At 69.2% G+C, this 24,389-nt stretch carries 20 protein-coding genes; 8 read left to right on the top strand and 12 right to left on the bottom strand.

Annotation, left to right across the window (positions count from 1 at the left end; all coding sequences use genetic code 11):
* The first annotated feature begins 80 nt into the window (after positions 1 to 80).
* Entirely contained in the window at positions 81 to 1,010 is a 930-nt protein-coding gene (locus tag ACE3T8_RS09660) for a DMT family transporter (protein ID WP_374608861.1), read from the top strand.
* 4 nt (positions 1,011 to 1,014) lie between these two features.
* Here ACE3T8_RS09660 and ACE3T8_RS09655 read toward each other — a convergent pair whose 3' ends face one another.
* A complete protein-coding gene (locus ACE3T8_RS09655) occupies positions 1,015 to 3,753 on the bottom strand; it encodes a tetratricopeptide repeat protein (protein ID WP_374608859.1) in 2,739 nt (912 codons plus the stop codon).
* A gap of 94 nt (positions 3,754 to 3,847) precedes the next feature.
* On the opposite strand from ACE3T8_RS09655, the gene ACE3T8_RS09650 reads away from it, so the two are divergent.
* Positions 3,848 to 4,747 (top strand): GGDEF domain-containing protein, encoded by a 900-nt coding sequence (locus tag ACE3T8_RS09650; RefSeq protein WP_374608857.1) that lies wholly within the window; start codon positions 3,848 to 3,850, stop codon positions 4,745 to 4,747.
* 3 nt (positions 4,748 to 4,750) lie between these two features.
* On the opposite strand, the gene ACE3T8_RS09645 is transcribed toward ACE3T8_RS09650, so the two are convergent.
* The 3 genes from ACE3T8_RS09645 to ispG form a co-directional block, all read right to left on the bottom strand.
* The gene (locus tag ACE3T8_RS09645) at positions 4,751 to 5,455 is read right to left on the bottom strand and encodes a phosphatase PAP2 family protein (RefSeq protein WP_374608964.1); all 705 of its coding nucleotides are present in this window, start codon (positions 5,453 to 5,455) and stop codon (positions 4,751 to 4,753) included.
* Between the two features lie 99 nt (positions 5,456 to 5,554).
* A complete protein-coding gene (locus tag ACE3T8_RS09640; RefSeq protein ID WP_374608855.1) occupies positions 5,555 to 7,519 on the bottom strand; it encodes an HD-GYP domain-containing protein in 1,965 nt (654 codons plus the stop codon).
* 64 nt (positions 7,520 to 7,583) lie between these two features.
* Positions 7,584 to 8,867 (bottom strand): flavodoxin-dependent (E)-4-hydroxy-3-methylbut-2-enyl-diphosphate synthase, encoded by a 1,284-nt coding sequence (ispG, locus tag ACE3T8_RS09635; RefSeq protein ID WP_374608853.1) that lies wholly within the window; start codon positions 8,865 to 8,867, stop codon positions 7,584 to 7,586.
* Positions 8,868 to 8,978: 111 nt separating this feature from the next.
* Here ispG and ACE3T8_RS09630 point away from each other — a divergent pair, with 111 nt between their 5' ends.
* Genes ACE3T8_RS09630 through ACE3T8_RS09620 form a run of 3 tightly spaced genes read left to right on the top strand, consistent with a single transcriptional unit; the run spans position 8,979 to position 12,094 of the window.
* Positions 8,979 to 9,272 (top strand): DUF2218 domain-containing protein, encoded by a 294-nt coding sequence (locus ACE3T8_RS09630; RefSeq protein WP_374608850.1) that lies wholly within the window; start codon positions 8,979 to 8,981, stop codon positions 9,270 to 9,272.
* Positions 9,273 to 9,329: 57 nt separating this feature from the next.
* Positions 9,330 to 10,673, top strand: a complete 1,344-nt coding sequence (xseA, locus tag ACE3T8_RS09625; protein WP_374608848.1) for an exodeoxyribonuclease VII large subunit — start codon at positions 9,330 to 9,332, stop codon at positions 10,671 to 10,673.
* Positions 10,670 to 12,094 (top strand): aldehyde dehydrogenase family protein, encoded by a 1,425-nt coding sequence (locus tag ACE3T8_RS09620; protein WP_374608846.1) that lies wholly within the window; start codon positions 10,670 to 10,672, stop codon positions 12,092 to 12,094. The genes xseA and ACE3T8_RS09620 overlap by 4 nt, the downstream gene beginning before the upstream one ends.
* Before the next feature lie 9 nt (positions 12,095 to 12,103).
* Here ACE3T8_RS09620 and ACE3T8_RS09615 read toward each other — a convergent pair whose 3' ends face one another.
* Positions 12,104 to 14,752, bottom strand: coding sequence for an EAL domain-containing protein (locus ACE3T8_RS09615; protein WP_374608844.1), 2,649 nt, complete (start codon positions 14,750 to 14,752; stop codon positions 12,104 to 12,106).
* A gap of 158 nt (positions 14,753 to 14,910) precedes the next feature.
* Here ACE3T8_RS09615 and ACE3T8_RS09610 point away from each other — a divergent pair, with 158 nt between their 5' ends.
* The 3 genes from ACE3T8_RS09610 to ACE3T8_RS09600 are packed head-to-tail and all read left to right on the top strand — an operon-like array spanning position 14,911 to position 18,189.
* Complete coding sequence (locus ACE3T8_RS09610) at positions 14,911 to 15,462, top strand: RNA polymerase sigma factor (protein WP_374608842.1); 552 nt, start codon at positions 14,911 to 14,913, stop codon at positions 15,460 to 15,462.
* The gene (locus tag ACE3T8_RS09605; protein ID WP_374608840.1) at positions 15,459 to 16,394 is read left to right on the top strand and encodes a hypothetical protein; all 936 of its coding nucleotides are present in this window, start codon (positions 15,459 to 15,461) and stop codon (positions 16,392 to 16,394) included. The genes ACE3T8_RS09610 and ACE3T8_RS09605 overlap by 4 nt, the downstream gene beginning before the upstream one ends.
* 37 nt (positions 16,395 to 16,431) lie before the next feature.
* Complete coding sequence (locus ACE3T8_RS09600) at positions 16,432 to 18,189, top strand: ABC transporter transmembrane domain-containing protein (RefSeq protein ID WP_374608838.1); 1,758 nt, start codon at positions 16,432 to 16,434, stop codon at positions 18,187 to 18,189.
* Between the two features lie 70 nt (positions 18,190 to 18,259).
* Here the strand turns inward: ACE3T8_RS09600 and ACE3T8_RS09595 are convergent, their stop codons facing one another.
* The 7 genes from ACE3T8_RS09595 to rlmD form a co-directional block, all read right to left on the bottom strand.
* Entirely contained in the window at positions 18,260 to 18,463 is a 204-nt protein-coding gene (locus ACE3T8_RS09595; RefSeq protein ID WP_374608836.1) for a cold-shock protein, read from the bottom strand.
* Between the two features lie 108 nt (positions 18,464 to 18,571).
* Positions 18,572 to 19,831, bottom strand: coding sequence for an FAD-dependent oxidoreductase (locus tag ACE3T8_RS09590; protein WP_374608834.1), 1,260 nt, complete (start codon positions 19,829 to 19,831; stop codon positions 18,572 to 18,574).
* 8 nt (positions 19,832 to 19,839) lie between these two features.
* On the bottom strand, positions 19,840 to 20,589 hold the full coding sequence (locus tag ACE3T8_RS09585) for an S-methyl-5'-thioinosine phosphorylase (RefSeq protein ID WP_374608832.1): 750 nt from the start codon (positions 20,587 to 20,589) through the stop codon (positions 19,840 to 19,842).
* 148 nt (positions 20,590 to 20,737) lie between these two features.
* On the bottom strand, positions 20,738 to 21,295 hold the full coding sequence (locus tag ACE3T8_RS09580) for a hypoxanthine-guanine phosphoribosyltransferase (RefSeq protein WP_374608830.1): 558 nt from the start codon (positions 21,293 to 21,295) through the stop codon (positions 20,738 to 20,740).
* Positions 21,292 to 22,344: a beta-N-acetylhexosaminidase gene (nagZ, locus tag ACE3T8_RS09575; RefSeq protein WP_374608828.1), complete on the bottom strand. Its 1,053-nt coding sequence runs from the start codon at positions 22,342 to 22,344 to the stop codon at positions 21,292 to 21,294. The genes ACE3T8_RS09580 and nagZ overlap by 4 nt, the downstream gene beginning before the upstream one ends.
* Positions 22,345 to 22,872 carry a CYTH domain-containing protein gene (locus tag ACE3T8_RS09570; protein WP_374608826.1) on the bottom strand — a complete coding sequence of 176 codons (528 nt, stop codon included), beginning with the start codon at positions 22,870 to 22,872 and terminating at the stop codon, positions 22,345 to 22,347. It abuts the gene before it with no gap.
* Between the two features lie 12 nt (positions 22,873 to 22,884).
* Positions 22,885 to 24,258 carry a 23S rRNA (uracil(1939)-C(5))-methyltransferase RlmD gene (gene rlmD, locus ACE3T8_RS09565; RefSeq protein WP_374608824.1) on the bottom strand — a complete coding sequence of 458 codons (1,374 nt, stop codon included), beginning with the start codon at positions 24,256 to 24,258 and terminating at the stop codon, positions 22,885 to 22,887.
* Positions 24,259 to 24,389: the final 131 nt, after the last annotated feature.

Raw genomic sequence — 24,389 nt, 5'->3', positions numbered from 1 at the left:
CTCGCTCCTCGGCGTCGTTGCACATCCGCACCCTCATCCGGCGCTGCGCGCCACCTTCTCCCGCAGGGAGAAGGAACAGCATGAGCACCCACGTCCGGGCCGCCTTGCTGATGCTGGCCAGCACGGTCGCGTTCGGGCTGATGGCGCTGTGCATCCGCCTGGCCTCGCAGACCGAGCCGACCTGGGAAGTGGCGTTCTTCCGCAACGCCTTCGGCTTCGTCGCCCTGCTGCCGATGCTCGCGTTGCCGGTGTTGCGCAGCCCGCGTCCGCTGGCGCAGTTCGCCGCGAATGTGCGCACCAATCAGTTGCCGCGGTATTTCGTCCGCTGCGGCATCGGCATCGTCAGCATGTACTGCGGGTTCTGGGCGATCGGCCACCTGCCGCTGGCGCAGGCGATCTCGCTGGCGTATTCGTCGCCGATCTTCATCACCATCGCCGCGGCCCTGTGGCTGGGTGAAGACGTGCGCCTGCGTCGCTGGCTCGCGGTGGCGGCCGGTTTCGCCGGCGTGCTGGTAATCGTGCGGCCGTGGTCGCATGCGTTCACCACCGGCAGCCTGGTCGCCGTGGCCGCGGCGATGATGAACGCGCTGGTGGCGATCCAGATCAAGCAGTTGTCGCGGGTCGACAAGGCCGACACCATCGTGTTCTGGACCTACGTGCTGTGGGTGCCGATGTCGCTGCTGCCTGCGCTATTCGTCTGGCATCCGCCGCAAGGCATCACCTGGCTATGGCTGGTGCTGTGCGGCGTGCTGGGCACCATCGGCCAGTTGCTGTGGACGCGCGCGCTCAAGTTGGGCGAAGTCTCGGCGCTGACGCCGATCAGCTTCGTGCAGTTGCCTATCGTCACCCTGGCCGGCTGGCTGCTGTTCGCCGAACGGGTGGATGCGACGACGATCCTCGGTGCCGCGATCATCCTGTCGGCGACGTTCTACATCGCCCATCGCGAAGCCGTGCTGGCGCGCAAGGCGGCATCGCAGGCGCCCAGCGAGGCCGCGGTTCCCGGCGAGTGACGCCTTACTTCGCCGCAGTACGCGCAGCGAGGGCTTCCTCGCGCTCGGTCTCGATGATGTCCTTGCGCTTGGCCGCCTGCTCTTCGCTGAGGCTGTCTTCCTTCGCCTCCAGCAGCGGCGCGATGTAGCGCGCGCGCAGGGCATCGGCTCCGTCGCGATCGCCGCCGAAGCGCAGCATGCCTTCGAGTTGCCAGGCCGCATCGACGGTGCGTGCATCGTCCGCGCCGAGCGCGTCTTCGCGGATCTGCAGCAGGGTGCGCCACGAAGCCATCGCCAGCGCGCGATCGCCGAGTTCATCGGCCGACTGCGCGCGGATATCGAAGCCCATCTGTACCTGCGGATGCTTGTCGCCGAGTTTTTCGCGCGCGACCGGCAACCAGCGGTCGAGTTGCGCCAGCGCCGCCTTCGCCTGCCCGGCCTGGTACAGCGTCGCCGCCCGATTGAGCTGGATGAACAACGTATCCGGGTGCTCCGGGCCGAGCCGGCGCGTGCGTGCTTCGGCGACTTGCTCCTGCAGCGCAATCGAATCGTCGAAGCGCTTCAGCCGCGCGTAGATCGTCGACAGGTTGAGCTTGGAGCGCAGGGTCTGCGCGTCTTCCGCGCCGAGCACGCGGGTGCGCGCCTCGACCACCGCCTCGGCGATCGGCAGCGCCTCGGCGGTCTTGCCGCTGTCGTTGAGCATGTTGGCCAGGTTGCCGCGTTCGCCCAGCGTCTGCGGATGCTCGGCGCCGAGTCGGCGGGTCTGCGTCTGCACCAGTCCCTGCTGCAGGGCGACCGCGCCGTCCTTGTCGCCGGTCATGATCCGCATCACCGCCAGGTTGTGCAGCGAGGCAAGGGTGTCTGCATGGCTCGGACCCTGCACCTGGGTCCGCAACGGCACCAGCCGCTCCATCAGCGCGCGCCCTTCCTTCGCCTCGCCCATCCGGCCGGTGAGGATCGCCAGGCTGTTGGTCACTTCCATCGTGGTCGGGTCGCGCTCGCCGCGCAGTTCCAGGCTGTCGGCACGCACCGCCTCCAGCAACGCCCGCCCCTTCGGTCGATCGCCGAGCGAGGCCACGGCCTCCGCCTCGTGAAGACGCAACTTGATCCGCAGCGCATCGCCGGGAAGCAACGCGGACGCGTCCGCCAGCGTTGCCTGGACCAGCGCCAGCGCGGGCTTGGCCTCGCCCGCTTCCAGCATCGCGCTCACCTGCGCCTGGCGCGCGCGCAGGGTTTCCGGCGCGGCGCGGCCCAGCGCGCCGGCACGGTAGTCGGCGACCTGCGCGAAACCGCGCGCCGCGTCCTGCGGCAAGCCCAGCGCGACGCGCACCCGCGCCACGGATTCGCGCAGGTCGGCGGCCAGCGCCGGCTCGCGGGCGAAGTCGCGGTCGATCGCGCGCTCGGCGTTGACCAGGATGTCGCGGTCGATCAGGCCGCGGGCGATGTCGGCGGTGCTGGTTTGTCCGAGTGCGCGTTCCAGCGCCTCAAGGTCGGCGACATCGGCGGACGCCAGCTGACTGCGCAGGCCATCGGCCAGGCCGATGCCCATGGCCTCGATGTCGATGCCCTGCAGCATCGATTGCTGGAAGGCGGCCACCTTCTCCAACTCCACGCTGCGTTGCTCGGCGATGGCGCGTTGCGCGCGCGCCTGCAGCAGCCCGTAGACCGACAGCGCCAGGCCGCCGATCAGTGCCAGGGCGATCAGCGCCGCAGCCGCGATGCCGGTGCGATGGCGTTGCGCGAACTTGCGCATGGCATACCCGCGCGAGGGCGGCACCGCCTGCAGCGGACGCGCGTCGAGGAAGCGCTGCAGGTCGTCGGCCAGTGCCGCCGCGGAGGCATAACGTTCGTTGCGGTCGTGGCGCATCGCCTTCGCCACCACCCAGTCCAGCTCGGTTTGCAGGACCCGGCGCATGCGCGACACCGGTTCGCCGTGCGCCTTCGCCAGCCGCTCGGCATCGCCCGGCGACAAAGTCGACAACTGCGCCGACGGCAGCCGCAGCGCGCGGTCGTGGTCGGTGACAGTCTCGCCCGCGGCCAGCGGGCGCCGTCCCGTGAGCAACTCGCTCAGCACCACCCCCAGTGCGTACACGTCGCTGCGGGTATCCACCAGGGCCTGGTCACCTCCCGCTTGTTCGGGGCTCATGTAGTCGGGGGTGCCGGCGACCTCGCGGCCCTCGGTCAGCGTGCTCGCCGTGGCGATGCCGAAGTCGATGATCTTCGGCAGCGCGCGCCCATCGACCTCGTCCACCAGCAGGTTGCCCGGCTTCAGATCGCGATGGATCACGCCCTTCTGGTGGGCGTGCTGGACGCCTTCGCAGACGCGGATGAACAACGCGATGCGTGCGTCGGTCGGCATCGCATGCGCATCGCAATACGCGGTGATCGGGCTGCCGGCGATGAACTCCATCGCGAAGAACGGATGCCCATCCGCCGTGGTGTCTGCATCGAACACCTGGGCGATCGCCGGATGGCGCATCTGCGCCAGCAACTGGCGCTCGACCTCGAAATAGGCCAGGTGCCGGGCATCGAGTTTCTGCGCGCGCAGCAGCTTGAGCGCGACGGTGCGCCGCACCGGCTCCAGTTGTTCGGCGCGATAGACCTCGCCCATGCCGCCGCGGCCGAGCATGCCTTCGATGCGGTAGCGACCGAGCCGGGCGCCTGCGGGCAATGCCGCGGCTTCCCCTGGCGTCGCACCACCCGCGGGCGAACGCGTCGCCAGCAGTTCGGTGCGTTCCGGATCGTCGTGCGGACCCTGTGCCATGCCCCCCCCCTTCGGTTTGATTCTAGCGAACGCGGCGCCCGCGCTCGTGCAGGCGCTACACTGCAGGCGACTGTTGACGCCCCCAGCCGACGGGATGGAACCGGATACCGAGCTCCAGGACACCACCCAGCGCACCGTGCTGAGCCACGGCCCCTTGCGGTCCGCGCCGCGCTCGGCTTGCGTGGTGGTGATCCATGGCGAGGGACTGGGGCGGCGCGCCGACATCAATGACGCCGCTGTATTGGTCGGCCGCTCGCAGGAAGCCGACCTGGTCATCGCCCACAAGAGCGTGTCCCGCGAGCACTGCCGGGTCTGGCGCGAGGGCAACGGTTACCGCATCCGCGACCTCGGCGCGACCAATGCCACCCGCGTCAACGACGTCCGCATCGCCAGCGATACCGTGCTGGCCGACGGCGACCAGGTCACGGTGGGCGAAAGCATCCTCAAGTTCATCAGCCAGGACAGCGTGGAGGCGAGCTACCACGAGGAGATCTACCAGCTCGCCACCCACGACGCGCTGACCGAGCTCTACAACCGCCGGCATTTCATCGAGATGGCCGACAAGGAGATCGCCCGCTCGATCCGGCATGCGCGGCCGCTGTCGCTGTGCATCGTCGACGTGGACCTGTTCAAGCCGGTCAACGATCGCTACGGCCACATCTCCGGCGACGAAGTGCTGCGCCAGATCGCCCTCCTTCTGCGCCGCCATGCGCGCAGTGACGACCTCGCCGCGCGCATCGGCGGCGAGGAATTCGCCCTGCTCCTGCCGGAATGCGATGCCGAGGCCGCGCGCGCGTTCGCCGAACGCCTGCGCGAAGCGGTCGCCGCGGCCCCGTTCGCACCCGGCGGCGAACCCCAGCGGATCACCGTGAGCATCGGCATCGCCGAGCTGGCCGCGGATCGCGACACCCGCCCTGCCCTGATGGCCGCCGCCGACACCGCGCTGTATCGCGCCAAGAGCGAAGGCCGCAACCGGGTGTGCGTGGAAGGCTGAGCCTCAGCGCCCCTCCCAGGGCCGCTGGCCGTGCGGGAACACCAGCAGGTACGCACCCACCGTCCATGCGATGGCGACCGCCCAGCCGGCGAGGATGTCCGACGGAAAGTGGACACCGAGGTACACCCGCGACAGCCCGACCATCAGCGTGAACGCGACCATCGGCAGCGTGATCCACCAGCGCCAGCGGGTGTGCCAGGCCAGCAGGACCAGCACCATCGCCAGGGTGATCGACCCCATCGCGTGGCCGCTGGGGAAGCTGAAGGTGCTCTCGGGCGCGATCGACTCCCACAACGACGGACGTTCGCGCGCGAACAACTGCTTGGCGCCAAGGTTCAGCGACGCCGAGCCGATCAGCGCGATGCCGGCGAACAGGCCTTCGCGCAGCTTGCGCATCGCGGCCAGGGCCAGCACCAGGACCACGTCGACGGGTACCACGCCCCATTCGTAGCCGAGTTTCGAGGAGAGCAGGAACGCACGGTCGAAGCCGTCGCGGGCAATGCCCTGCGCGAAGTGCAGGATCGGCGCGTCGAACGGGAAGGCCTCGGCCTCGCGGACTTCGTCGGCCAGTTCGCCGAAGGCCCACAGCGGCAGCAGCAGGCCGGCGAAGGCCAGCAGCAAGCGCCGCCAGCGTTGCCGCAGGAACGCGAGGCCGAAGCGCGCATCTTCGCGCACGGCATCGACTGCCTCACGTGGCGAGTGCGGCAGGTGCGGTTCGGTGGGCGGTGTCATGCGTGCGGCGATCCGTCGGTCATGGCAGCGGCGGATGATAGCCACCGCGACGTGGACGTCGGTTCACGCAGCACGCTACAGGTAGTCCTCGATGCGCACCGCATCGACCTGCTCGGGACGCATGAAGCGCTGCGCATAGTCGTGGTGCACGCCGCTGCGCAGGAACAACTCGAACAGTTCCGGATCGATGTGCTGGTCCTGGCGCATCTTCGCCATGATCGACAGCGCCTCGGACAGGGTCTTGCCGGGCTTGTACGGGCGATCCGCCGCGGTCAGCGCCTCGAAGATGTCGGCGATCGCCATCATCCGCGCGAGCGGGCTCAACTTGCTGCGATCGAGTCGTTTGGGGTACCCGGTGCCGTCCATCTTCTCGTGGTGGCCGCCGGCGATCTCCGGCACCGCGCGCAGGTGGCGCGGGAACGGCAGCTCGCCGAGCATCACGATGGTCTGCACCATGTGTTCGTTGATCTTGTAGCGCTCTTCCGCGGTCAGCGTGCCGCGGCTGATCGAGAGGTTGTGCAGTTCGCCACGGTTGTAGAGCAGCTCCGGCACGTCCATGCGGAAGCCCCAACGGTTGTCTTCGGGAATGCGTTCGGCTTCCGGCCGGGCGATGCGGTGTTCCGGCTTGTCCGCCAGCAGGGTTTCCTCCGCGGGCAGCGATGGTGCCTGCGCTGGCTTGCGCGCCAGTTCGTCGCGGGACAGGCCCAGGCGGTCGTCCAGGGTGCGCTGCCAGCGCCGCGCGCCGATCTCGCGCAGGCGCGCCTGCTTGTCCGGCGAGAGGAATTCGCCGCCGATGTTGCACTGGGCGACGAAGGCGAATTCTTCGTCCAGCGTGGCAAGCAGCCCGTCGCATCGCGCCCGCAGCACGCGTTCGTCGCCGCCTTCCGCCACGCCGCGCCAGTAGGCGATCTCGGCATCGCGCTTGAGCACCTCGAAACGCGTGCGAATCTCGTGGATGCGGTCGTTGACGGTTTCCAGTTTGGTCGCCTTGTCGACCACGTACTCGGGCGTGGTGACCTTGCCGCAGTCGTGCAGCCAGGCCGCGATGTGCAGCGCTTCCCACTGCTCGGCATCGAGGTCGAAGCCGGCATACGGGCCGTCTGCCGCCGCGCAGGCCGCGCGCGCGAGCATGAAGGTCAGCTCCGGCACGCGTTCGCAATGCCCGCCGGTGTAAGGGCTCTGCGCGTCGATGGCACCGGCGACCATGCGGATGCTTGCCTCCATCAACGCTTTCTGCCCGCGCAGCAATTCCTGTGTCTCCAGCGAGGTCGCCGCGCTTGCCGCCAGCGCGGCGATGAAACTCGCGCTGGCTTCGTCGATCTCGCCGTCCTTGAACAGCAGCAGCATGCCCAGCAAGTGTTCGCGACGATCCTGCAACGGCAACGCCAGCGTGCCGTACGCCGCGAACGCGGGCTCCAGGCCGAGTGTTTGCAGGTCGTCGACTGCGAGGTGGCCACTGACCGGTCGCATCGTCGCCCGCGCATCGGCAAGCAAGCGCGGCAATGCGTCCTGTGCCAGCGGTGGCAGGTCGCGCACCGCATTCGCGCGGCCACCGCTGGTGTCCATCGCGGTGGCGCGCAATGCATCGTCGGCGGCATCGACGAGGTACAGCACCCCGGCACGCGCACCCGCGATGTCGACCATCTTGTCGAGCAGCCAGGGCTGCAGGGCTTCCAGGTCGTCCTCGGTGGCCAGGCGGCGGTTGATCCGCAGGAAGCGGCGCACCGCATCGCGCATCAGGTCGAAGGCACCGGCAAGCTGGTCGATCTCCTGCACCGGCGAACGAATGACCGGATGGTCGCTGAAGTCGAAGTGGCGCACCGCCTCGGCTTCCTTCGCCAAGGCCGCCAGCGGCGCGGCGATCCGGCGCGAGGCCAGCACGGCCACCACGGCGACCGCGCCCAGCAGCAAGCCGAACTCGACAACCCCGGGAATGGCATCGCCGAACCAGCGCAGGACCAGCCCGGTGGCCAGCACCAGGCCGAACGACAGCAGGGTGATGTGCAGGTAGAGCGGGACGCTGGTGCGCTTGCCGTCCATGGCGCCCCCCAAGGCGCGTGCGAGTCCGGTCGAGTCTAGCGCGCTGCCTCGCCGCGGTCGCGCTTCAGCCCGGCCGGCCTGCGCGGTAGCGACGGTCGACGTAGTCGTCGATCAGCGCCACGAATTCGTGGGCGATGTCGTCGCCGCGCAGGGTCACGGTCTTCTCGCCATCCACGAAGACCGGCGCCGCCGGCGCTTCACCGGTGCCGGGCAGCGAGATGCCGATGTTGGCGTGGCGCGACTCGCCTGGCCCGTTGACGATACAGCCCATCACCGCCAGGGTCATGTTCTCCGCGCCCGGGTGGCTGATCTTCCACTCCGGCATCCTGGCGCGCACGTGGTTCTGCACCACGCCGGCCAGTTCCTGGAAGAACTCCGAGGTGGTGCGGCCGCAGCCCGGGCAGGCGGTGACCATCGGCGTGAACGCGCGCAGGCCCATGGTCTGCAGCAGCTCCTGCGCCACGATCACTTCCTGCGTGCGCGAGGCACCCGGCTCCGGTGTCAGCGAGATGCGGATGGTGTCGCCGATGCCTTCCTGCAGCAGCACGCCCAGCGCCGCGCTGGAGGCGACGATGCCCTTGCTGCCGATGCCGGCCTCGGTCAGGCCCAGGTGCAGGGCGAAATCGCTGCGCCGGGCCAGGTCGCGATACACCGCAACGAGCTCCTGCACACCGCTGACCTTCGCACTCAGGATGATGCGCTCGGCAGGCAGCCCGATCTCCACCGCACGATGCGCCGAATCCAGTGCGGAGCGGATCAGGGCTTCGCGCATGACCCGCCCGGCGTCCCACGGCTCGGCGCGCAGCGCGTTCTCGTCCATCAGCGTGGCCGCCAGCGACTGGTCCAGCGAACCCCAGTTGGCGCCGATGCGTACCGGCTTGCCGTACTGGATCGCGAACTCGATCAGCTGCGCGAACTGGGTGTCGCGCTTCTTGCCGAAACCGACATTGCCCGGGTTGATCCGGTACTTCGCGAGGGCTTCCGCACAAGCCGGCTCGTTGGCCAGCAAGGTGTGGCCGTTGTAGTGGAAGTCGCCGATCAGCGGGACCGCGATCCCCATCATCGCCAGCTTGTCGACGATGCGCGGCACCGCCGCCGCGGACTCGGCATTGTTGACGGTGATGCGCACCAGTTCGGAGCCGGCACGCCAGAGTTCGGCCACCTGTTTCGTGGTCGAGGCGACATTGGCGGTGTCGGTATTGGTCATCGACTGCACCACCACCGGCGCGCTGCCGCCGACCTTGACCCCGCCGATCTCGACCTGGCGGGTGTCGCGCCGCAACTCGGGGCCGAAACGGCCGGTATCCGGCAGGCAGGAGGACGGAATCAGCGGGGACTGTGCAGGCATGGCGGCATTTTACCCTCGTGGGCGCGGAACAATCGGTTGCGCGTGCGGCGATTGGGCGACGGCGAGCGGGCGCCAGACTGTGATCTCCGATTCGATCCCGAGGAGCCGGCCATGCCCGCCGCCACCAGCATCATTCCCACGTCAGAAGCCAGCCGCCTGATCAAGCGCTTGTGTACCCACTGGGGCCACAAATTCACGGTCCAGTTCGATGAACGGCAGGGCATGGTGACGTTCGATGACGACGTCGTCCTGCGCCTGCACGCCCACGCCGATATCTTGCATGCCCGCATCGACGCCATCGACCCGCCCGCGCTGGAGCGCTTCGAGGGCGTGGTCGAAAACCACCTGCAGCGGATGGTTCGCGCTGGCGCGCTCGTGTTCGACTGGCAACCCGTCCCTGGTTGAATCGCGCGCGGCGACATCGCCACGGCAATCGAACATCCCTGCCGCTACGATGGCCGCATGGACGATCCCCGCCACATCCTCACTCCCAGCCAGCTGAACACCCTCGCCCGCGACCTGCTGGAAGGCGCGTTCCCGCTGGTGCTGGTGGAGGGCGAGATCGGCAACCTGTCGCGGCCCGGCTCCGGCCATCTGTATTTCACCCTCAAGGACGCGCGTGCGCAGGTGCGTTGCGCGCTGTTCAAGCCCAAGAGCCAGTGGCTGAACTTCGCCCCGCGCGAGGGCCTGCGCGTGCTCGCGCGCGGTCGCCTGACCCTGTACGAGGCGCGCGGCGACTACCAGCTGATCCTGGATTCGATGGAAGAAGCCGGCGAAGGCGCGCTGCGTCGCGCATTCGAGGAACTCAAGGCGCGACTGCAGTCGGAAGGCCTGTTCGATGCCGCCCGCAAGCGCCCCCTGCCCGCGCATGTGCGCCGGCTCGCGGTGCTGACCTCGGCGAGCGGCGCGGTGATCCGCGACATCGTCAGCGTCCTGCGCCGACGCTTCCCGCTGGTCGAGGTCGACCTGCTGCCGGTGCCGGTGCAGGGCGACACCGCGGCGGCGCAGATCCGCGCGATGCTGCAAAGGGCCATCGCCAGCGCGCGCTACGACGTGATCGTGCTGGCGCGCGGCGGCGGTTCACTGGAAGACCTGTGGGCGTTCAACGACGAGGCCTTGGTGCGCGCGATCGCCGCCAGCCCGGTGCCGGTGGTCTCCGCGATCGGCCACGAGACCGACTTCACCCTGGCCGATTTCGCCGCCGACCTGCGCGCGCCCACGCCGTCTGCCGCCGCGGAATTGCTGGTGCCGGACCGGGCCAACCTGCTGGCGCATCTGCATGGCCTGCATCGCCAGTTGCACGCGCAGCAGGCCAATGCCCTGCGCCAGCGCGCACAACGCATCGACCGCGCTTTCCTGCGCCTGCATGCGCTGCGTCCGCAGGCACGACTGGATGCGTTGGCACGACGCGGCGAGCAGGCCCGGCTGCGACTGGCCAATGCGATGCAGCGTCGGCTGGAGCAGGAACGCGCACGGCTGCGCCATGCGGATGCCGTGCTGCGCGCTGGCCATCCACGCCGCCGCATCGAACGCCTGCGCGAGCGCCTGCAGGCGCTGCGCGGACGCCCGCAATCCCTGCTCGCCCGCCACCTGCAACACGAGGCGTTGCGCCTGCGCGGGCTGGCGCGTTCGCTGCATGCGATCAGCCCGCTGGCCACGGTCGCGCGCGGCTACAGCATCCTGCAACGCGAGGATGGCCGCGTGGTCCGCGGCATCGCCGATGCGCAGCGTGGTGATGCCCTGCGCGCACGCCTGCACGACGGCCATCTGCGCCTGCGCGTGGAAGCAACGGAGTCCGACGCATGAAGAAGCGCTGGCCGTATTACCTCGCCAACAAGCCCGTGCAGGCCAACACGGCGCTGGAGGTATTCGACAAGTTCAGCGGCGAGCGCGTGGCCCGCGTGGCCTTTGCCGATGCCACCGCCATCGATGCGGCCATCGCCGCCGCCCATGCCGCGCGCGAACCGATGGCCGCGTTCCCGCCGGACGCCCGCCGCGACGTCCTGGAACATTGCGTGAAGCGCTTCGAAGCACGCGGCGAGGAACTCGCGCTGGCCCTCTGCATCGAGGCCGGCAAACCGATCCGCGACGCCCGCGGCGAAGTGACGCGACTGATCGACACCTTCCGCATCGCCGCCGGCGAAGCGACCCGCATCGGCGGCGAGGTGCTGGAACTGCAACTGTCGCCGCGCACACGCGCCTATCGCGGGATGACCAAGCGCGTGCCGGTCGGGGCCTGCAGCTTCATCACCCCGTTCAACTTCCCGCTCAACCTGGTCGCCCACAAGGTGGCGCCGGCGATCGCCGCGGGCTGCCCGTTCGTGCTGAAACCGGCAGCGAAAACGCCGCTGGGCGCGCTGATCATCGGCGAGGTGCTGGCGGAAACGCACCTGCCGGCAGGTGCGTTCTCGATCCTGCCCTGCAGCAACGAGGACGCCGCCGCACTGGTCGAGGACGAGCGCATCGCCCTGCTCAGCTTCACCGGCGGGCTGGTGGGCTGGGACATGAAGGCGCGCGCGGGTCGCAAGAAAGTGACGCTGGAACTGGGCGGCAACGCCGCCTGCATCGTCGATGCCGATCCCGGCCGGCGGCTCGACGAAGTGGTCGAACGACTGGTGTTTGGCGCCTACTACCAGAGCGGCCAAAGCTGCATCAGCGTGCAGCGCATCCTGGTCCATCGCGATGTCCACGATGCACTGGTGAAGAAGCTCGTCGCCGCGGTGAAGAAGCTCAAGGCCGGCGATCCGCGCGAGGAGGCGACCTTCATCGGCCCGGTGATCGATGAAGCCGCGGCGACGCGCATCGACGGCTGGATCCACGCCGCCCTCCGCGGCGGCGCGAAGGCACTGGTGCGCGGCAAGCGCCTCGGCAACCTGCTGGGCGCATCGCTGCTGCGCGACGTCCCGCACGATGCCGACCTGCAGCGCAAGGAAGCCTTCGGGCCCATCGCCTGCATCGACGTCTTCGACAACTTCGATGACGCCATCGCGCGGGTCAACGACAGCGACTTCGGCCTGCAGGCGGGCGTGTTCACCGCGCGCATCGACCATGCGATGCGGGCCTGGGATCGGCTGGAGGTGGGTGGCGTGGTGGTCGGCGACGTGCCCAGCGTCCGCGTCGACAACATGCCCTACGGCGGGATCAAGCAGTCCGGAGTGGGCCGCGAGGGCGTGCGCTGCGCGATCGAGGACATGACCGAGCCGCGCCTGCTGGTGCTGCGCGACTGAGCGCAGGCGTTACGCCGCCGGCGGCGGGATGACCAGCGCCGGCGGGGCCGGCCGGCCGAACAGGTAGCCCTGCGCATACATGCAGCCCAGGTCGTGCAGGCGTTCGCGCTGGCGCTGGGTTTCCACGCCCTCGGCGATGATCTCGATGTTCAGGCTGTTGGCCAGCGCCACGATCGCGCGGATCACCGCCACGCTCTCGGTGCGGACGTCGCCATCCAGCCCGGAGACGAAGCTGCGGTCGATCTTCAGGCTGGCGATCGGGTAGCGGTGCAGGTAGGACAGCGCGGAAAAGCCGGTACCGAAGTCGTCCAGCTGCGCCAGCACGCCGTGCGAGCGCAGCATGTTCAGGCTTTCGCTGGTGCGCGGTGCATCGTCGAGCAGGGCGACCTCGGTAATCTCGATGCGCAGCCGCGATGGCGCGACCTGCGCGGCGTCCAGCAGGTCGAGCAGGCGGCTGGCGAAATCCGGCGCGCGGAAATGCCGCGGCGACACGTTGATCGCCACGTAGCCGGGCATCGGATGGTGGCCCATGTCGGCGATGACCCGCGCGTACATCAGCCAGTCCACCTGCTCGATCAGCCCGCTCTCCTCGCCCACGTCCAGGAAGTCGCCGGGGGTGAGCAGGCCGCGCTGTTCGTGGCGCCAGCGCAACAGCGCCTCGTGGCCGACGCGCTCGCCGCTGACCAGTTGCACGATCGGCTGGTAGAACGGCTCGAACGCCTCGGCGTTGATCGCGCGGCGCAGGTCGGATTCCATGTCGAGGATGCGGGTGGCTTCGTCGCGCATGTGCTCGTCGAACATCACCGAGCGGTCGCGGCCGTCGCCCTTGGCGCGGTACATCGCGGCGTCGGCATCGCGCAGCATGTCCTCGCCGCTGTCGTAGCGCGCATGCGACAGGGCGATGCCGATGCTCGCGGTCGGGAACAATTCGCGCCCGGCCAGCCAGACCGGCGTGCCGAGCGCGGCCAGCACGCGGCGACCGAGTTCGGCCGCCATCTCCGGCCCGTCCAGGCTTTCCGCGAGGATCGCGAATTCGTCGCCACCGAGCCGCGAGACCACGTCGCCAGTGCGCACGCTGCCGACGATGCGGCGGGCAGCCTCGATCAGCAGTTCGTCGCCGACCGCGTGGCCGGCGCTGTCGTTGACCAGCTTGAAACGGTCGAGGTCGAGGAACAGCACGGCGAAGCAAGCCTGCGGGTTGCCGCGCGCCACCGCGATCGCCTTGCCCAGGCGTTCCAGCAGCTGGGTGCGGTTGGGCAGGCCGGTCAAGGCATCGTGGGTGGCCTGGTAGGTCAGCTTGCGCTCGGCGCGCATGCGTTCGCCGATCTGTTCGACCAGTTCGGCATTGGCCTCGGCCAGCTCGCGGGTGCGCTCGCTGACCCGCTGTTCCAGCCCCGCGTGCGCGTGCATCAGCCGATCCTGTGCCTGCTTGCGGGCCAGGCTGCTGCCGATGTGGTAAGCGACGAAGGTGAGCAGTTCCTGGTCGCGGGTGGTGAACGCCACGTCCGGCGAATAACTCTGCACGGCGATCACGCCGACCACCTTGTCGTCGTAGAGCAACGGCACGCCCAGCCAGCAATGCGCCAGGGTGCCGATGCTTCGGACCTTGCCTTCGGATTCCAGCCGACGGATCCGCGCACGATCGGCCAGCAGGGGCTTGCCGGTGCGCAACACGTACTCGGTCAGGCCGTTGGCGACCCGGCGCGGTTTGCGCATCTGGTCGCGGTCGTCCACCGAATACGGGAGCTCCAGCATGCTGCCGTCGATGGTCAGCATCGCGATGTAGAAATTGCGCGCGTACAACAAGCCGCCGACGACCTTGTGGATCTCGGCGTAGAAACGCTCCAGCGTCTCGCTGGTCATCGACAGTTCGGCGATCCGGAACAGCGCGCGTTGCAGTTCCTGCGCCCGTTGGCGCTCCACCACCTCGGCCTGCAGGTCGTGGTTGGCCTGCTGCAGCTCGGCGGTGCGCTCCTGCACGCGCTTCTCGAGTTGCTCGCGCGCTTCGTAGCGATCCAGCGCGGTGAGGATGTGCTGGGCCACGTAGGCCAGCAGCGCGCGATCCTCGTTGCTGTAGACGTCGCGCTTCTCGTAGTTCTGCACCACCACCGCGCCGACCACGTGGCTGCCGCGGCGCATCGGCACGCCCAGCCAGTCGGCGCTGTCCGGGCCGCTGGATTCGCCGAACGGGATGCCGTGCTGGATGCGCAGCTCCGCCGACGGCCCACGCAAGGCGTCGCCGGTGCGCAGCAGGTGCATGGTCAACGTGTTTTCGTCGTCGGTGACGGGGATCTCTTCGGCGGGATCGTTGACCCACGGGTCCAGCAGGTCGACGAAGTACAGGAACCGCATCGTCTGCTGGTGCTCGTCGTAGAGCACGATGTAGAGATTGCCGGCGTACATCAGCTCGCCGACGATCGCGTGGATCCGGCGCAGCATGTCCTGGAGTTCCAGGCTGCCGCCGGCCAGGTCGGCGATCTCGTACAGCGCCTGCTGCAGGCGCTCCGAGCGATGCAGGGACTGGATCCGCTGTTCCGCCGCGTCCAGCAGGCGGGCCAGCTCGTCGCGGCCGAACCCTTCGCGCGCGGGCGCGGCACCGCGAGGCAGCTGCGCCTCATCGGCACCATTCGGCAACGGCACGATCCGGACCCCGTTCATGCAGCGAGCATACTTGAACTACGCCGCCGGGCACCGCGAGCGGGCAACCCCATTGCGTCCATTCGCCCGTTCCCGTCTGCGTGCCCCATGCCCTGCCCGCCCCCGACGCCCGTCGCGCACCCTTCCCGACAGCCGCGCCAGTCCGTAGGCTGGCGAGCGTGGATGCCCCGGAGACCAGCGACGAAGCCCTGATGCTCGCCTACGCGGCGGGCGATGCCGCGGCGTTCGGGGAACTGTATGCGCGCCATCGCGGAAAGCTGTACCGCTATCTCCTGCGGCAATTGCGCGACAACGCGCTGGCCGACGAATTCTTCCAGGACGTCTGGCAGCGTGTGGTCTCGGCACGCGCCGGGTGGACGCCGGATGCCGGTTTCGCCACCTGGTTGTACACCATCGCCCACCACCGTCTGGGCGACCATTGGCGCAGCCTCAAGCACCGCCCGTCCGCGCCGTCCGACGCCGACGAGCGGCTGGCCCGCGTTGCCGACCCCGACACGCCCGAGCGGGTATTGTCGGAATTCGAGCGTCGCCGCCAGTTGCAACTGGCGCTGGACGACCTGCCCGAGGAACAACGCGAGGTCCTGCTGTTGCGGCTGGAACAGGAACTGACGCTGGAGGAAATCGGCACCATCACCGGCGTTGGCCGGGAGACGGTGAAATCGCGCCTGCGCTATGCCATGGACAAGCTGCGCATGAGGTTGCCCGCATGACCCGCCTGCCTCGCGAACCGCTGGACGCCGAGGAGCGCGCGCTGGCCGCACGCCTGCCGCGCCTGCACGGCCGCGACGAACCGGACGCGGCCCTCGACGCACGCATCCTGGCTGCCGCGCATGCCGCGCTGGCGCCGGCCCCCATTGCCAAGCGTCGCCGCGGCTGGATCGTGCCGCTGACTGCGGCGGCGTCGGTGAGCCTGGCCGTGGGCCTGGCCTGGCAATTGCAGCCACCACCACCGGCGCCTTCGGTATCGCCAGCGGACACCGCGGCCGCCAGTGCGGGCCAGGCCCACGATGGCGAACATCCCGTCATGCGCTCGATGGAAGCGGCCCCGCCGCCCACGGCGCGTGCCATGCGATCCCCGCCGATGCCGATGACCTCGCCGGCAACGCAAGCGGTGCTGGTCGAAGACGACGCCCGGATCGCCCGCGAACGCGCGCCGGCAGAACCTGTCGCCGACCCGCGAGCCGCCGCCCCCGAGTTCGTCCCGGCCCCGCCGCCGGAAGCGGCAATGGCCGAGACGATGCCGGTCGAAGTGATGGCACCGCCCCTTGCGCCACCGGCACCACCCGCCCCCGCCACGCCCGCGGCTCCGCAGGCGGCGCTGGGACGATCCGCGGCGACCGACGAGGCGGTCAGCGTCTCCGGCACGCGCGCCAGGCCGGAGGCGAAGCGCGCTCGTGCGCAGAACGAGGCCGAAGCCGCTGCGGACGCCGCCACGCTGGACACGTTCAGCAAGGCGATGGACGAGGACGACGTGCCGCCGGCGACGATGGACGCACCCGCCGCGCGCGATGCCTGGTTGCGCCGGATCTTGGAACTGCAGCAGCAGGGCAAGATCGACGAAGCCAGGGCCAGCCTGGCCGAGTTCCGCCGCCGCTATCCCGATGCGGTGCTGCCGCCGGAGTTGCGCAAGCTCGAACCCTGATGCCCGGTCGCGGCACCACGCCGCTACCATGTGCACCATGACCTCCCCCACTTCGGCGCCGAAGGCGCCCATCGGCTCGCTGCGCGCGCTGTGGCCGTTCGTGCGCCGGCATTCCGGCCTGTTCCTGGCCTGGCTGCTGGCGCTGGCCTGTTCCTCCGCCGCGACACTGAGCCTGCCGGTGGCGTTCCGTTCGATGATCGACCACGGCTTCAGCAGCGGGGCGAACACCGACCGCACCTTCGGCTTCGTGCTGCTGGTGATCCTCGCGCTGGCGCTGGCCACCGCGGCACGCTACTTCTTCGTCACCCTGCTCGGCGAGCGCGTGGTCGCCGACCTGCGCACCCGGTTGTATGCGCACCTGCTGGGGCTCGATGCCGGTTTCTTCGATCGCACCCGCAGCGGCGAATTGATTTCGCGGCTCACTGCGGATGCGGAACTGCTGCGCAGCGTGGTCGGCTCCAGCATGTCGGTCGCGTTGCGCAGCGTGGTGACCGTCATTGGCGCGCTGGCGATGCTGTTCGTCACCAGCCCGAAACTCGCCGCATGGGCACTGGTCGGCATCCCGCTGGCAGTCCTGCCGATCGTGGTCGGCAGCCGGCGCATCCAGAAGGTCTCGCGGGCCAGCCAGGATCGGGTCGCGGATGCGAATGCGGTCGCCTCCGAGGCGCTGGGCGCGGTGCGCACGGTGCAGGCGCACGCGCGCGAAGCCTACGAGCGGCAGCGCTATGCCGCCGCCATCGCGACCGCGGTGGCGACCGCACGCAAGCGCATCGGCGCGCAGTCGATCGTCACCGCGGTGGCGATGAGCCTGATCTTCGGCGCGATCATCCTGGTGCTGTGGTCGGGCGCACACGACGTGATCGCCGGGCGAATGAGCGCCGGTAGCCTGGGCCAGTTCGTGCTTTATGCGCTGATCGGCGGTGGTTCCGTCGGTGCGCTGGCCGAGGTCTGGAACGAATTGCAACGCGCCGCCGGCGGCATGGGCCGGATCAACGAACTCCTGCAGGAAGATCCGCAGGTCACCGCACCCGCGGCACCCGCGAAGCTGTCCGAGCCGGTACGCGGCGAGATCGTGTTCGACGCGGTCACCTTCCACTACCCGCAGCGCCCTGACAGCGCGGCGTTGCACGACTTCAGCCTGCACGTGCGGCCCGGCGAGACCGTGGCCCTGGTCGGCCCGTCGGGTGCCGGCAAGAGCACCCTGCTCTCGCTGCTGCTGCGCTTCCACGACCCGCAGGCGGGCACGATCCGCCTGGACGGCATCGACCTGCGCACACTGGATCTCGATGCGCTGCGCGAAGCGATCGCGCTGGTGCCGCAGTCGCCGACCCTGTTCGCCGCAAGCGCGGCCGACAACATCCGCTACGGGCGCCTCGACGCCAGCGACGCCGAAGTCCGGCAGGCCGCCGCGGCCGCGGAAGCGGAGACTTTCCTCGACGCATTGCCGGACGGCTTCGCCAGCGAACTCGGCGAGCGCGGCGCACGCCTGTCGGGTGGCCAACAGCAACGCGTGGCCATCGCCCGCGCGTTGCTCAAGGACGCGCCGGTGCTGCTGCTGGACGAAGCGACATCGGCACTCGATGCGCAAAGCGAGCGCGCGGTGCAGACGGCACTGGAGCACCTGATGGAAGGGCGCACCACGCTGGTCGTCGCCCATCGCCTGGCCACGGTGCTGCGCGCCGACCGCATCGTGGTGATCGATGCCGGCCGCATCGTCGCCGAAGGCACGCATGCGCAGCTGCTGGCGGAGGGCGGCCTGTACGCCGAACTGGCGAAGCTGCAGTTCCTCGACTGACCCCCGCCGCGTCGTCGACAAAAAAGCCCCGCGCAAGGCGGGGCTCGAAATCGTCCGTTCGCTGTCGCGATCAGATCGGCTTGACCCCGGCCGCCTGCGCGCCCTTCGCGCCCTGCTGCACTTCGTAGCTGACCCGCTGGCCTTCCTGCAGGCTGCGGAAGCCCTTGGAATCGATCGCGGAGAAATGCACGAACACATCTGCACTGCCATCCTCGGGCGAGATGAAGCCGAAGCCCTTGGCGTCGTTGAACCACTTCACGGTGCCGGTTTGCATGGATTGAATGACCTCTTGCCGAGCGGTTGCAGGAACGTGCGCCGCCGGCTGGCGGCTGCACCGCGCGAGTATGCCGCAAGCGCGTTTCCGCGCAACGGCGCGCAGGCGTCACGATGGATTGGCGTTCCCGACGGCTCGCAGTGCGTGCTGCAAGCCGGCCACGAATGCCTCCTCCAGCCGATGGCGACCCCACCAGCCCTGCTGGGTACCGGCCAGCACGCGGAGCATGTGCCCGCGTGCACCTGGCATGCGCCCCATCGGCAGGAACGCGAGGTCGCGCACGCGCGCCAATGCATCGCGATCGGACTGGAACAGCGGCGTCAGCCAGCGACTGAAGCGGTGGTATGCCGCCAGGTGCGCGCGCCGCGCGCGTTCGTAGCCCTCGAATGCCGCGCGGACATCGCCTTGCGCGTCGAGCGCGCGCGCCAGCGCCAGTGCATCCACCAGTGCCATGTTCACGCCCTGCCCGAGCTGCGGACTCATCGCATGCGCGGCATCGCCCAGCAAGACGGCACGGCCGCGCGACCATCGTTCCGGGATGGCATCGCGATAGGCCGCGCGTGCCAGGCATTCGACCGGGAACGCATCGCCCAATCGTTCGCGCGCCTGCGGCCACAGCGCGTGGACTTCGCCAAGCCACGCGTCGCGCCCGCCCTCGCGCCAGGCATCGAACTGCGCGACCGGCAGGCTCCAGAAGAAGCTCAACCGCCGCACCGGATCGCCGGGCATCGTCCCCACCGGCAACATCCCCACCATCTGTCGCGCGAGGCGGTAGCGCTGGCGCAATTCACCCGGCCACGGCCAGTCGCCTTGCGGCAGCAGGCACCACAGCGCGCCCCACGGGTACGGCGCATCGATGCGCATGCCGGTGACCGCGGCGCGCAACGACGATGCCGACCCGTCGGCGATCACCACCGCATCGAACGGACCGCGCCATCGTCCATTCGCATCGCGAATGCGTCCACCCTCGCAGTCCAGTTCGACAATGGCATTGCCGGCATGCAGCGCGATGCCGGCTTCCAGGCCGATCGCGTCATGCAGCAACGCGAACAACGCGCCGCGCTGCATGCCGATGCCGCACAGGCGCGGATCGAGGCCGGCGTAACGCATGTCCATCACTGCGCGGCCTTCCGGCGTCTCGCCATGGAGGCGGGCGACCGGCGCACCCAATGCGCAGGCCTGGCCGAGCAACCCCAACTGCCACAAGGCCTGCAGGCCGGTGGGTTGCAGCAGGAAACCGGCGCCGACCGGGCCGGGATTCGGCACGCGCTCGAAGACCTCGACCGAATGCCCGTGGCGCGCCAGGGCCAGTGCCGCGGCCTGTCCGCCGGTGCCGTAACCGACGATGGCGACGTGCCGGCGCGTCATCGCGCGGCTCAGCCGGCCAGCATCGCCCGCAGCAGGCGCGCTGCGTCGTCCATCGCCGCCGCCACGTTGTCCAGCACGTCCTGCAGGGTGATCACTTCGTCGACATCGGGTCCCGCGCCCGCTGCCCAGTTGGCGACGATGGCCAGGCAGGCATAGTCCAGCCCGAGTTCGCGGGCCAGCCCGGCCTCGGGCATGCCGGTCATGCCGACCAGGTCGCAGCCGTCGCGGCGCATGCGCGCGATTTCCGCCTTCGTTTCCAGGCGCGGCCCCTGGGTCGCGCCGTAACAGCCGGCATCGACCAGTGCCACGCCCGCCTGCTTCGCCGCGGCGATGACATCAGCGCGCAGCGACGGCGTGTACGGATCGCCGAAATCGACATGCAGCACCTCGGTGCCCGGCTCCTCGCACAAGGTCGAAATGCGGCCCCAGGTGTAGTCGATCAACTGATCCGGGCAGGCCAGCACGCGCGGCCCGCAGTGCGCGGTAATGCCGCCGACGGTGTTCATCGCCAGCACGCGCGATGCCCCGATCGCCTTCAGCGCGGCCAGGTTGGCGCGATAGTTGATCTTGTGCGGCGGCAGCGAATGACCTTCGCCGTGCCGCGCCAGGAACGCCACGCGCTTGCCGGCATACGTGCCCACGCGGATCGGCCCCGACGGCGCGCCGTACGGCGTCACCGGCTGGTGGGTTTCGACATCGGCCAGTTCGCCCAGCGCGTAGACGCCGGTGCCGCCGATCACTGCGAGTTCGATGGACATACCGAGTTCCGAAAATGTCTGGAGGGCGTGGTCGGGCGGGTGCCTGCGGGATCTTCGGCGACAGGGATGTCGCCGATGAGCCTACATGGACGTATTTACGGCGTGTCCCGCTGGCATTTTCCCGACCGCGCCATGACGTGAAACCGCTTCACTCACCAAGTGCATAAATCGCCGGCAGGTTGCGTCCCTGCTCGTGGAAGTCCATCCCGTAACCGAACACGTAGGCATCCGGCACCTGCACGCCGATGTGGTCGGCGCAGATGCCTTCGACGCAGCGGTCGTGGACTTTCTCGGCGAGCACCGCGATCCGCACCTCGGCCGCGCCCTGGTCCTCGCACCACTGCTTCACTGCCAGCAGGGTGTGGCCCTCGTCGAGGATGTCGTCGGCCAGCAGGACCTTGCGCCCGCGCATCGGCGTAGCCGGGCGATGCAGCCAGGCCAGGCCGGAACCCGTGGTCTGGCCGCGATAACGGGTGGCGTGCAGGTAGTCGAACTGCAGGTCCAACCCAAGTTCGCCCAGCGCGAACGCAAGCTGCGCGGCGAACGGCAGCCCGCCGTTCATCACCGTGATGTACAGCGGCACGTCGCCGTCCTCATAGGCCGGGCGGATCTCGCTGGCCATGCGCACGATGGCGGCCTCCAGCGTGGCCTTGTCGAAGACGACATGGGCAGTCGCCAGTGCATCCGCCAGTTTCGGTCCGCTCATGCCACGTCTCCCACGTTGATCGCGCCCGAGGTCGCGCCCGCATCCACCGCCGATTCGCGCACGCGGCCGAGCCGCGCCTGCACGTCATCGCGCCGACCATCGGCCAGCAAGCCGTCCCAACCCAGCGCACCGCGCCCCATCAACCCGGCCAGCGCCATGGTGTTGGACACGCGCCCGGCCATGCCGCGCAATGATTCCTCGACCAGCGCCGGACTGGCCACCAGTACCACGTCGCATCCCGCATCCAGGTGTGCATCGATGCGTGCCTTCACGCCGCCAGCCGAATGCGCGGCGGCCATGCCGATGTCGTCGGAGAACACCACGCCGCGGAAGCCCATGTCCTTGCGCAGGATCTCGCCGATCCAGCGCGGCGCGTAACCGGCGGGTTCCGGTGCGACCTGCGGATAGGTGATGTGCGCCATCATCACCGCATCGGCGCCCGCTTTGATCCCGGCCACGAACGGGACCAGGTCGGTGGCGCGCATCGCATCCAGCGAACGGTCGTCCACCGCGATATCGAAATGGGTGTCTTCCGGGATCGAACCGTGTCCCGGGAAATGCTTGAGCGTGGCGGCCATCCCGGCCTCGTGCATGCCGTCCACGTACGTGCGGGCGAACGCAGCGACCACCTGCGGATCCGCGGAGAACGCACGGTTGCCGATCGCCCGGTTGCCGCGCCCGAGGTCGATCACGGGCGCGAAGCTCAGGTCGATGCCGGTGGCGCGGATTTCGCTGGCCATCAGCCAAGCGTGCTCGCGCGCCAACGCCAGCGCGGCGTCGGGGTCTTCGCGATACAGCGCATCGAAGCCCTGCAGTGCCGGCAATGCGGTGTAGCCCTCGCGGAACCGCTGCACCCGCCCGCCCTCCTGGTCCACGCTGATCAGCTGCGGCCGCGATGCGGTCTCGCGGATGGCCTGGGTGAGTTCCGCCACCTGCGCGCGGCTGGCGAAGTTGCGCGCGAACAGGATCACCCCGATGCAGGCGTCGTGCTGCAGCCAGTCGCGCTCCTGCGCGGTGAGTTCGTGCCCGGAAACGCCGATCTGCAGCATCTAGTGTCCTTCGTTGAGATCCAGCGCCAGACGCTCGTCGTCGCGCCATTGCGCGTACGGGTGAGAGGCCAGTGCGAGATTGTAGTAGCGCTGCGCATGGGTCGCTTCCGCGCCCAGCCATGCAGGCTTGGCGAAGATTTCATCGACGTTTCTCAGTTCGATCTCGGCAACCACCAGACCGGCATTGTCGCCGTGGAATTCGTCGATTTCCCACAGATGCCCGTCATGGGTGACGTAATGCCGATGCTTGTCGATCCGGCCGCCCACGCACAGCGCCAGCAGCGCGTGCGCATCGGCCAGCGGGATTGCGTATTCGAACTCCTGGCGGCTCGGACCGGCTTCGCGCGACTTGATGTTGAGGAAGGCGGCCTCGCCCTCGATGCGCACGCGCACTGAGGTCTGCATCGCGCCGGAATCGACCATGGCCAGATCGTTGAGATAGCCCTGCGCCATCGGCACGACCTTGTGCGCCGCCGCGCGCCAACCGTCATCGGCCAGCAGGAACTTGCGCTCGATCTCGATGCCCATCGCGCGGTCGCCTCAGCGCTTCTTCGGCGGATCGAACACGGCGATGGATTCGACGTGGGCGGTGTGCGGGAACATGTCCATCACCCCGGCCTCGCGCAGGGTCCAGCCGGCCTCGTTGACCAGGTAGCCGGCATCGCGCGCAAGCGAACCCGGATGGCAGCTGACGTAGACGATCCGCTTCAAGCCTTTCAGCGGCAATTGCTTCAGCACCTCGATCGCACCCGAACGCGCGGGATCGAGCAGCAGCTTGTCGAAGCCCGCCTTCACCCACGCCTGCCCGGCCAGGTCCTGCGCCAGGTCGGCGGCATGGAACTGCACATTGGTGAGGCCGTTATGCGCGGCATTGGCGCGGGCGCGTTGCACCAGGCCGGCTTCGCCTTCCACACCAACGACATCGCCATCGCCCGACGCCCGCGCCAGCGGCAAAGTGAAGTTGCCGAGACCGCAGAACAGGTCGAGCACGCGCTCGCCCGGCTGTACGTCGAGCAGTTCCAGCGCGCGCGCGATCATCGCCTCGTTGAGCTTGGCGTTGACCTGGATGAAGTCCAGCGGCCGGAACAGCAGTTCGATGTCCCATTGCGGCAGCCGGAACGACAGTTGCGGTGCCTCGCCGGACAGCGGGTGCACGGAATCGTTGCCGCCGGGCTGCAGGAAGATCGTGAAGCCGTGCTCCGTGGCGAAGGCATCGAGCCTGGCCTGGTCGGCATCCGACAACGGCTGCAGGTGGCGGAACACCAGCGCTACATGCGCATCGCCGGTGATGAATTCGATCTGCGGGATGTCGCGGCGCGCATCCAGGCCATCGACCAGCTCACCGAGCGCGGCGACCTTGAAGCCGAGTTGCGGCACGACCACGTGGCATTCGCCGATGTCGGCGACGAAGCGCGGGTCCTGCTCGCGGAACCCGACCAGGGTCTTGTCCTTCTTCTCGACCCGGCGCACCGAGAACCGGCCCTTGCGCCGGTAGCCCCAGCTGTCGCCGCGCAACGGCGGCAACACCGACTGCGGGGTCACATGGCCGATGCGCTGCAGGTTGTCCAGCAACACCCCCTGCTTGGCTTCGATCTGCTTCTCTTCATCGAGGTGCTGCAACACGCAGCCACCGCAGGTGCCGAAATGCGGGCAGCGCGGCGTGACCCGGTCCGGCGATGCCTGCACGACCTCGAGCGTCTTCGCCTCGTCGAAATTGCGCGAGCGCGTGGTCTGCTGGACCAGCACGGTTTCGCCCGGCAACGCGCCGGTGACGAACACGGTCTTGCCGGCATGCGGGCCTTCGGGCCAGCGGGCCACGCCACGACCGTCATGGGTCAGGTTGACGATGTCGAGGGATTTCGGGGAATGATCGAGTCGGGCCACGTGGCGGCTGGCTGCGGGGTGGCCTGCCATTGTCGCATCCCGCGAAAGCGAACGGCCCGCCGAAGCGGGCCGTCCATCCGTCGTCTTGACGCTGCGTAGCCCGGATAAGGCCAAAGGCGCATCCGGGATTGGACCTGTCGAGAGCATTCCCGGGTGCGCTG

This window comes from Thermomonas sp., assembly GCF_041919455.1.
In the GTDB taxonomy this organism is placed as follows: Bacteria; Pseudomonadota; Gammaproteobacteria; order Xanthomonadales; family Xanthomonadaceae; genus Thermomonas.
The sequence above is the reverse complement of the archived record's forward strand: the minus strand, read 5'-3'. Positions and strand labels throughout refer to the sequence as shown.

Bases quoted from the DNA above. Each gene is read 5' to 3' on its own strand.
- ACE3T8_RS09660 (WP_374608861.1), top strand. From the start codon at position 81: ATGAGCACCCACGTCCGGGCCGCCTTGCTGATGCTGGCCAGCACGGTC.
- ACE3T8_RS09655 (WP_374608859.1), bottom strand. From the start codon at position 3,753: ATGGCACAGGGTCCGCACGACGATCCGGAACGCACCGAACTGCTGGCG.
- ACE3T8_RS09650 (WP_374608857.1), top strand. From the start codon at position 3,848: ATGGAACCGGATACCGAGCTCCAGGACACCACCCAGCGCACCGTGCTG.
- ACE3T8_RS09640 (WP_374608855.1), bottom strand. From the start codon at position 7,519: ATGGACGGCAAGCGCACCAGCGTCCCGCTCTACCTGCACATCACCCTG.
- ispG (WP_374608853.1), bottom strand. From the start codon at position 8,867: ATGCCTGCACAGTCCCCGCTGATTCCGTCCTCCTGCCTGCCGGATACC.
- ACE3T8_RS09630 (WP_374608850.1), top strand. From the start codon at position 8,979: ATGCCCGCCGCCACCAGCATCATTCCCACGTCAGAAGCCAGCCGCCTG.
- xseA (WP_374608848.1), top strand. From the start codon at position 9,330: ATGGACGATCCCCGCCACATCCTCACTCCCAGCCAGCTGAACACCCTC.
- ACE3T8_RS09620 (WP_374608846.1), top strand. From the start codon at position 10,670: ATGAAGAAGCGCTGGCCGTATTACCTCGCCAACAAGCCCGTGCAGGCC.
- ACE3T8_RS09615 (WP_374608844.1), bottom strand. From the start codon at position 14,752: ATGAACGGGGTCCGGATCGTGCCGTTGCCGAATGGTGCCGATGAGGCG.
- ACE3T8_RS09605 (WP_374608840.1), top strand. From the start codon at position 15,459: ATGACCCGCCTGCCTCGCGAACCGCTGGACGCCGAGGAGCGCGCGCTG.
- ACE3T8_RS09600 (WP_374608838.1), top strand. From the start codon at position 16,432: ATGACCTCCCCCACTTCGGCGCCGAAGGCGCCCATCGGCTCGCTGCGC.
- ACE3T8_RS09595 (WP_374608836.1), bottom strand. From the start codon at position 18,463: ATGCAAACCGGCACCGTGAAGTGGTTCAACGACGCCAAGGGCTTCGGC.
- ACE3T8_RS09590 (WP_374608834.1), bottom strand. From the start codon at position 19,831: ATGACGCGCCGGCACGTCGCCATCGTCGGTTACGGCACCGGCGGACAG.
- ACE3T8_RS09585 (WP_374608832.1), bottom strand. From the start codon at position 20,589: ATGTCCATCGAACTCGCAGTGATCGGCGGCACCGGCGTCTACGCGCTG.
- ACE3T8_RS09580 (WP_374608830.1), bottom strand. From the start codon at position 21,295: ATGAGCGGACCGAAACTGGCGGATGCACTGGCGACTGCCCATGTCGTC.
- nagZ (WP_374608828.1), bottom strand. From the start codon at position 22,344: ATGCTGCAGATCGGCGTTTCCGGGCACGAACTCACCGCGCAGGAGCGC.
- ACE3T8_RS09570 (WP_374608826.1), bottom strand. From the start codon at position 22,872: ATGGGCATCGAGATCGAGCGCAAGTTCCTGCTGGCCGATGACGGTTGG.
- rlmD (WP_374608824.1), bottom strand. From the start codon at position 24,258: ATGGCAGGCCACCCCGCAGCCAGCCGCCACGTGGCCCGACTCGATCAT.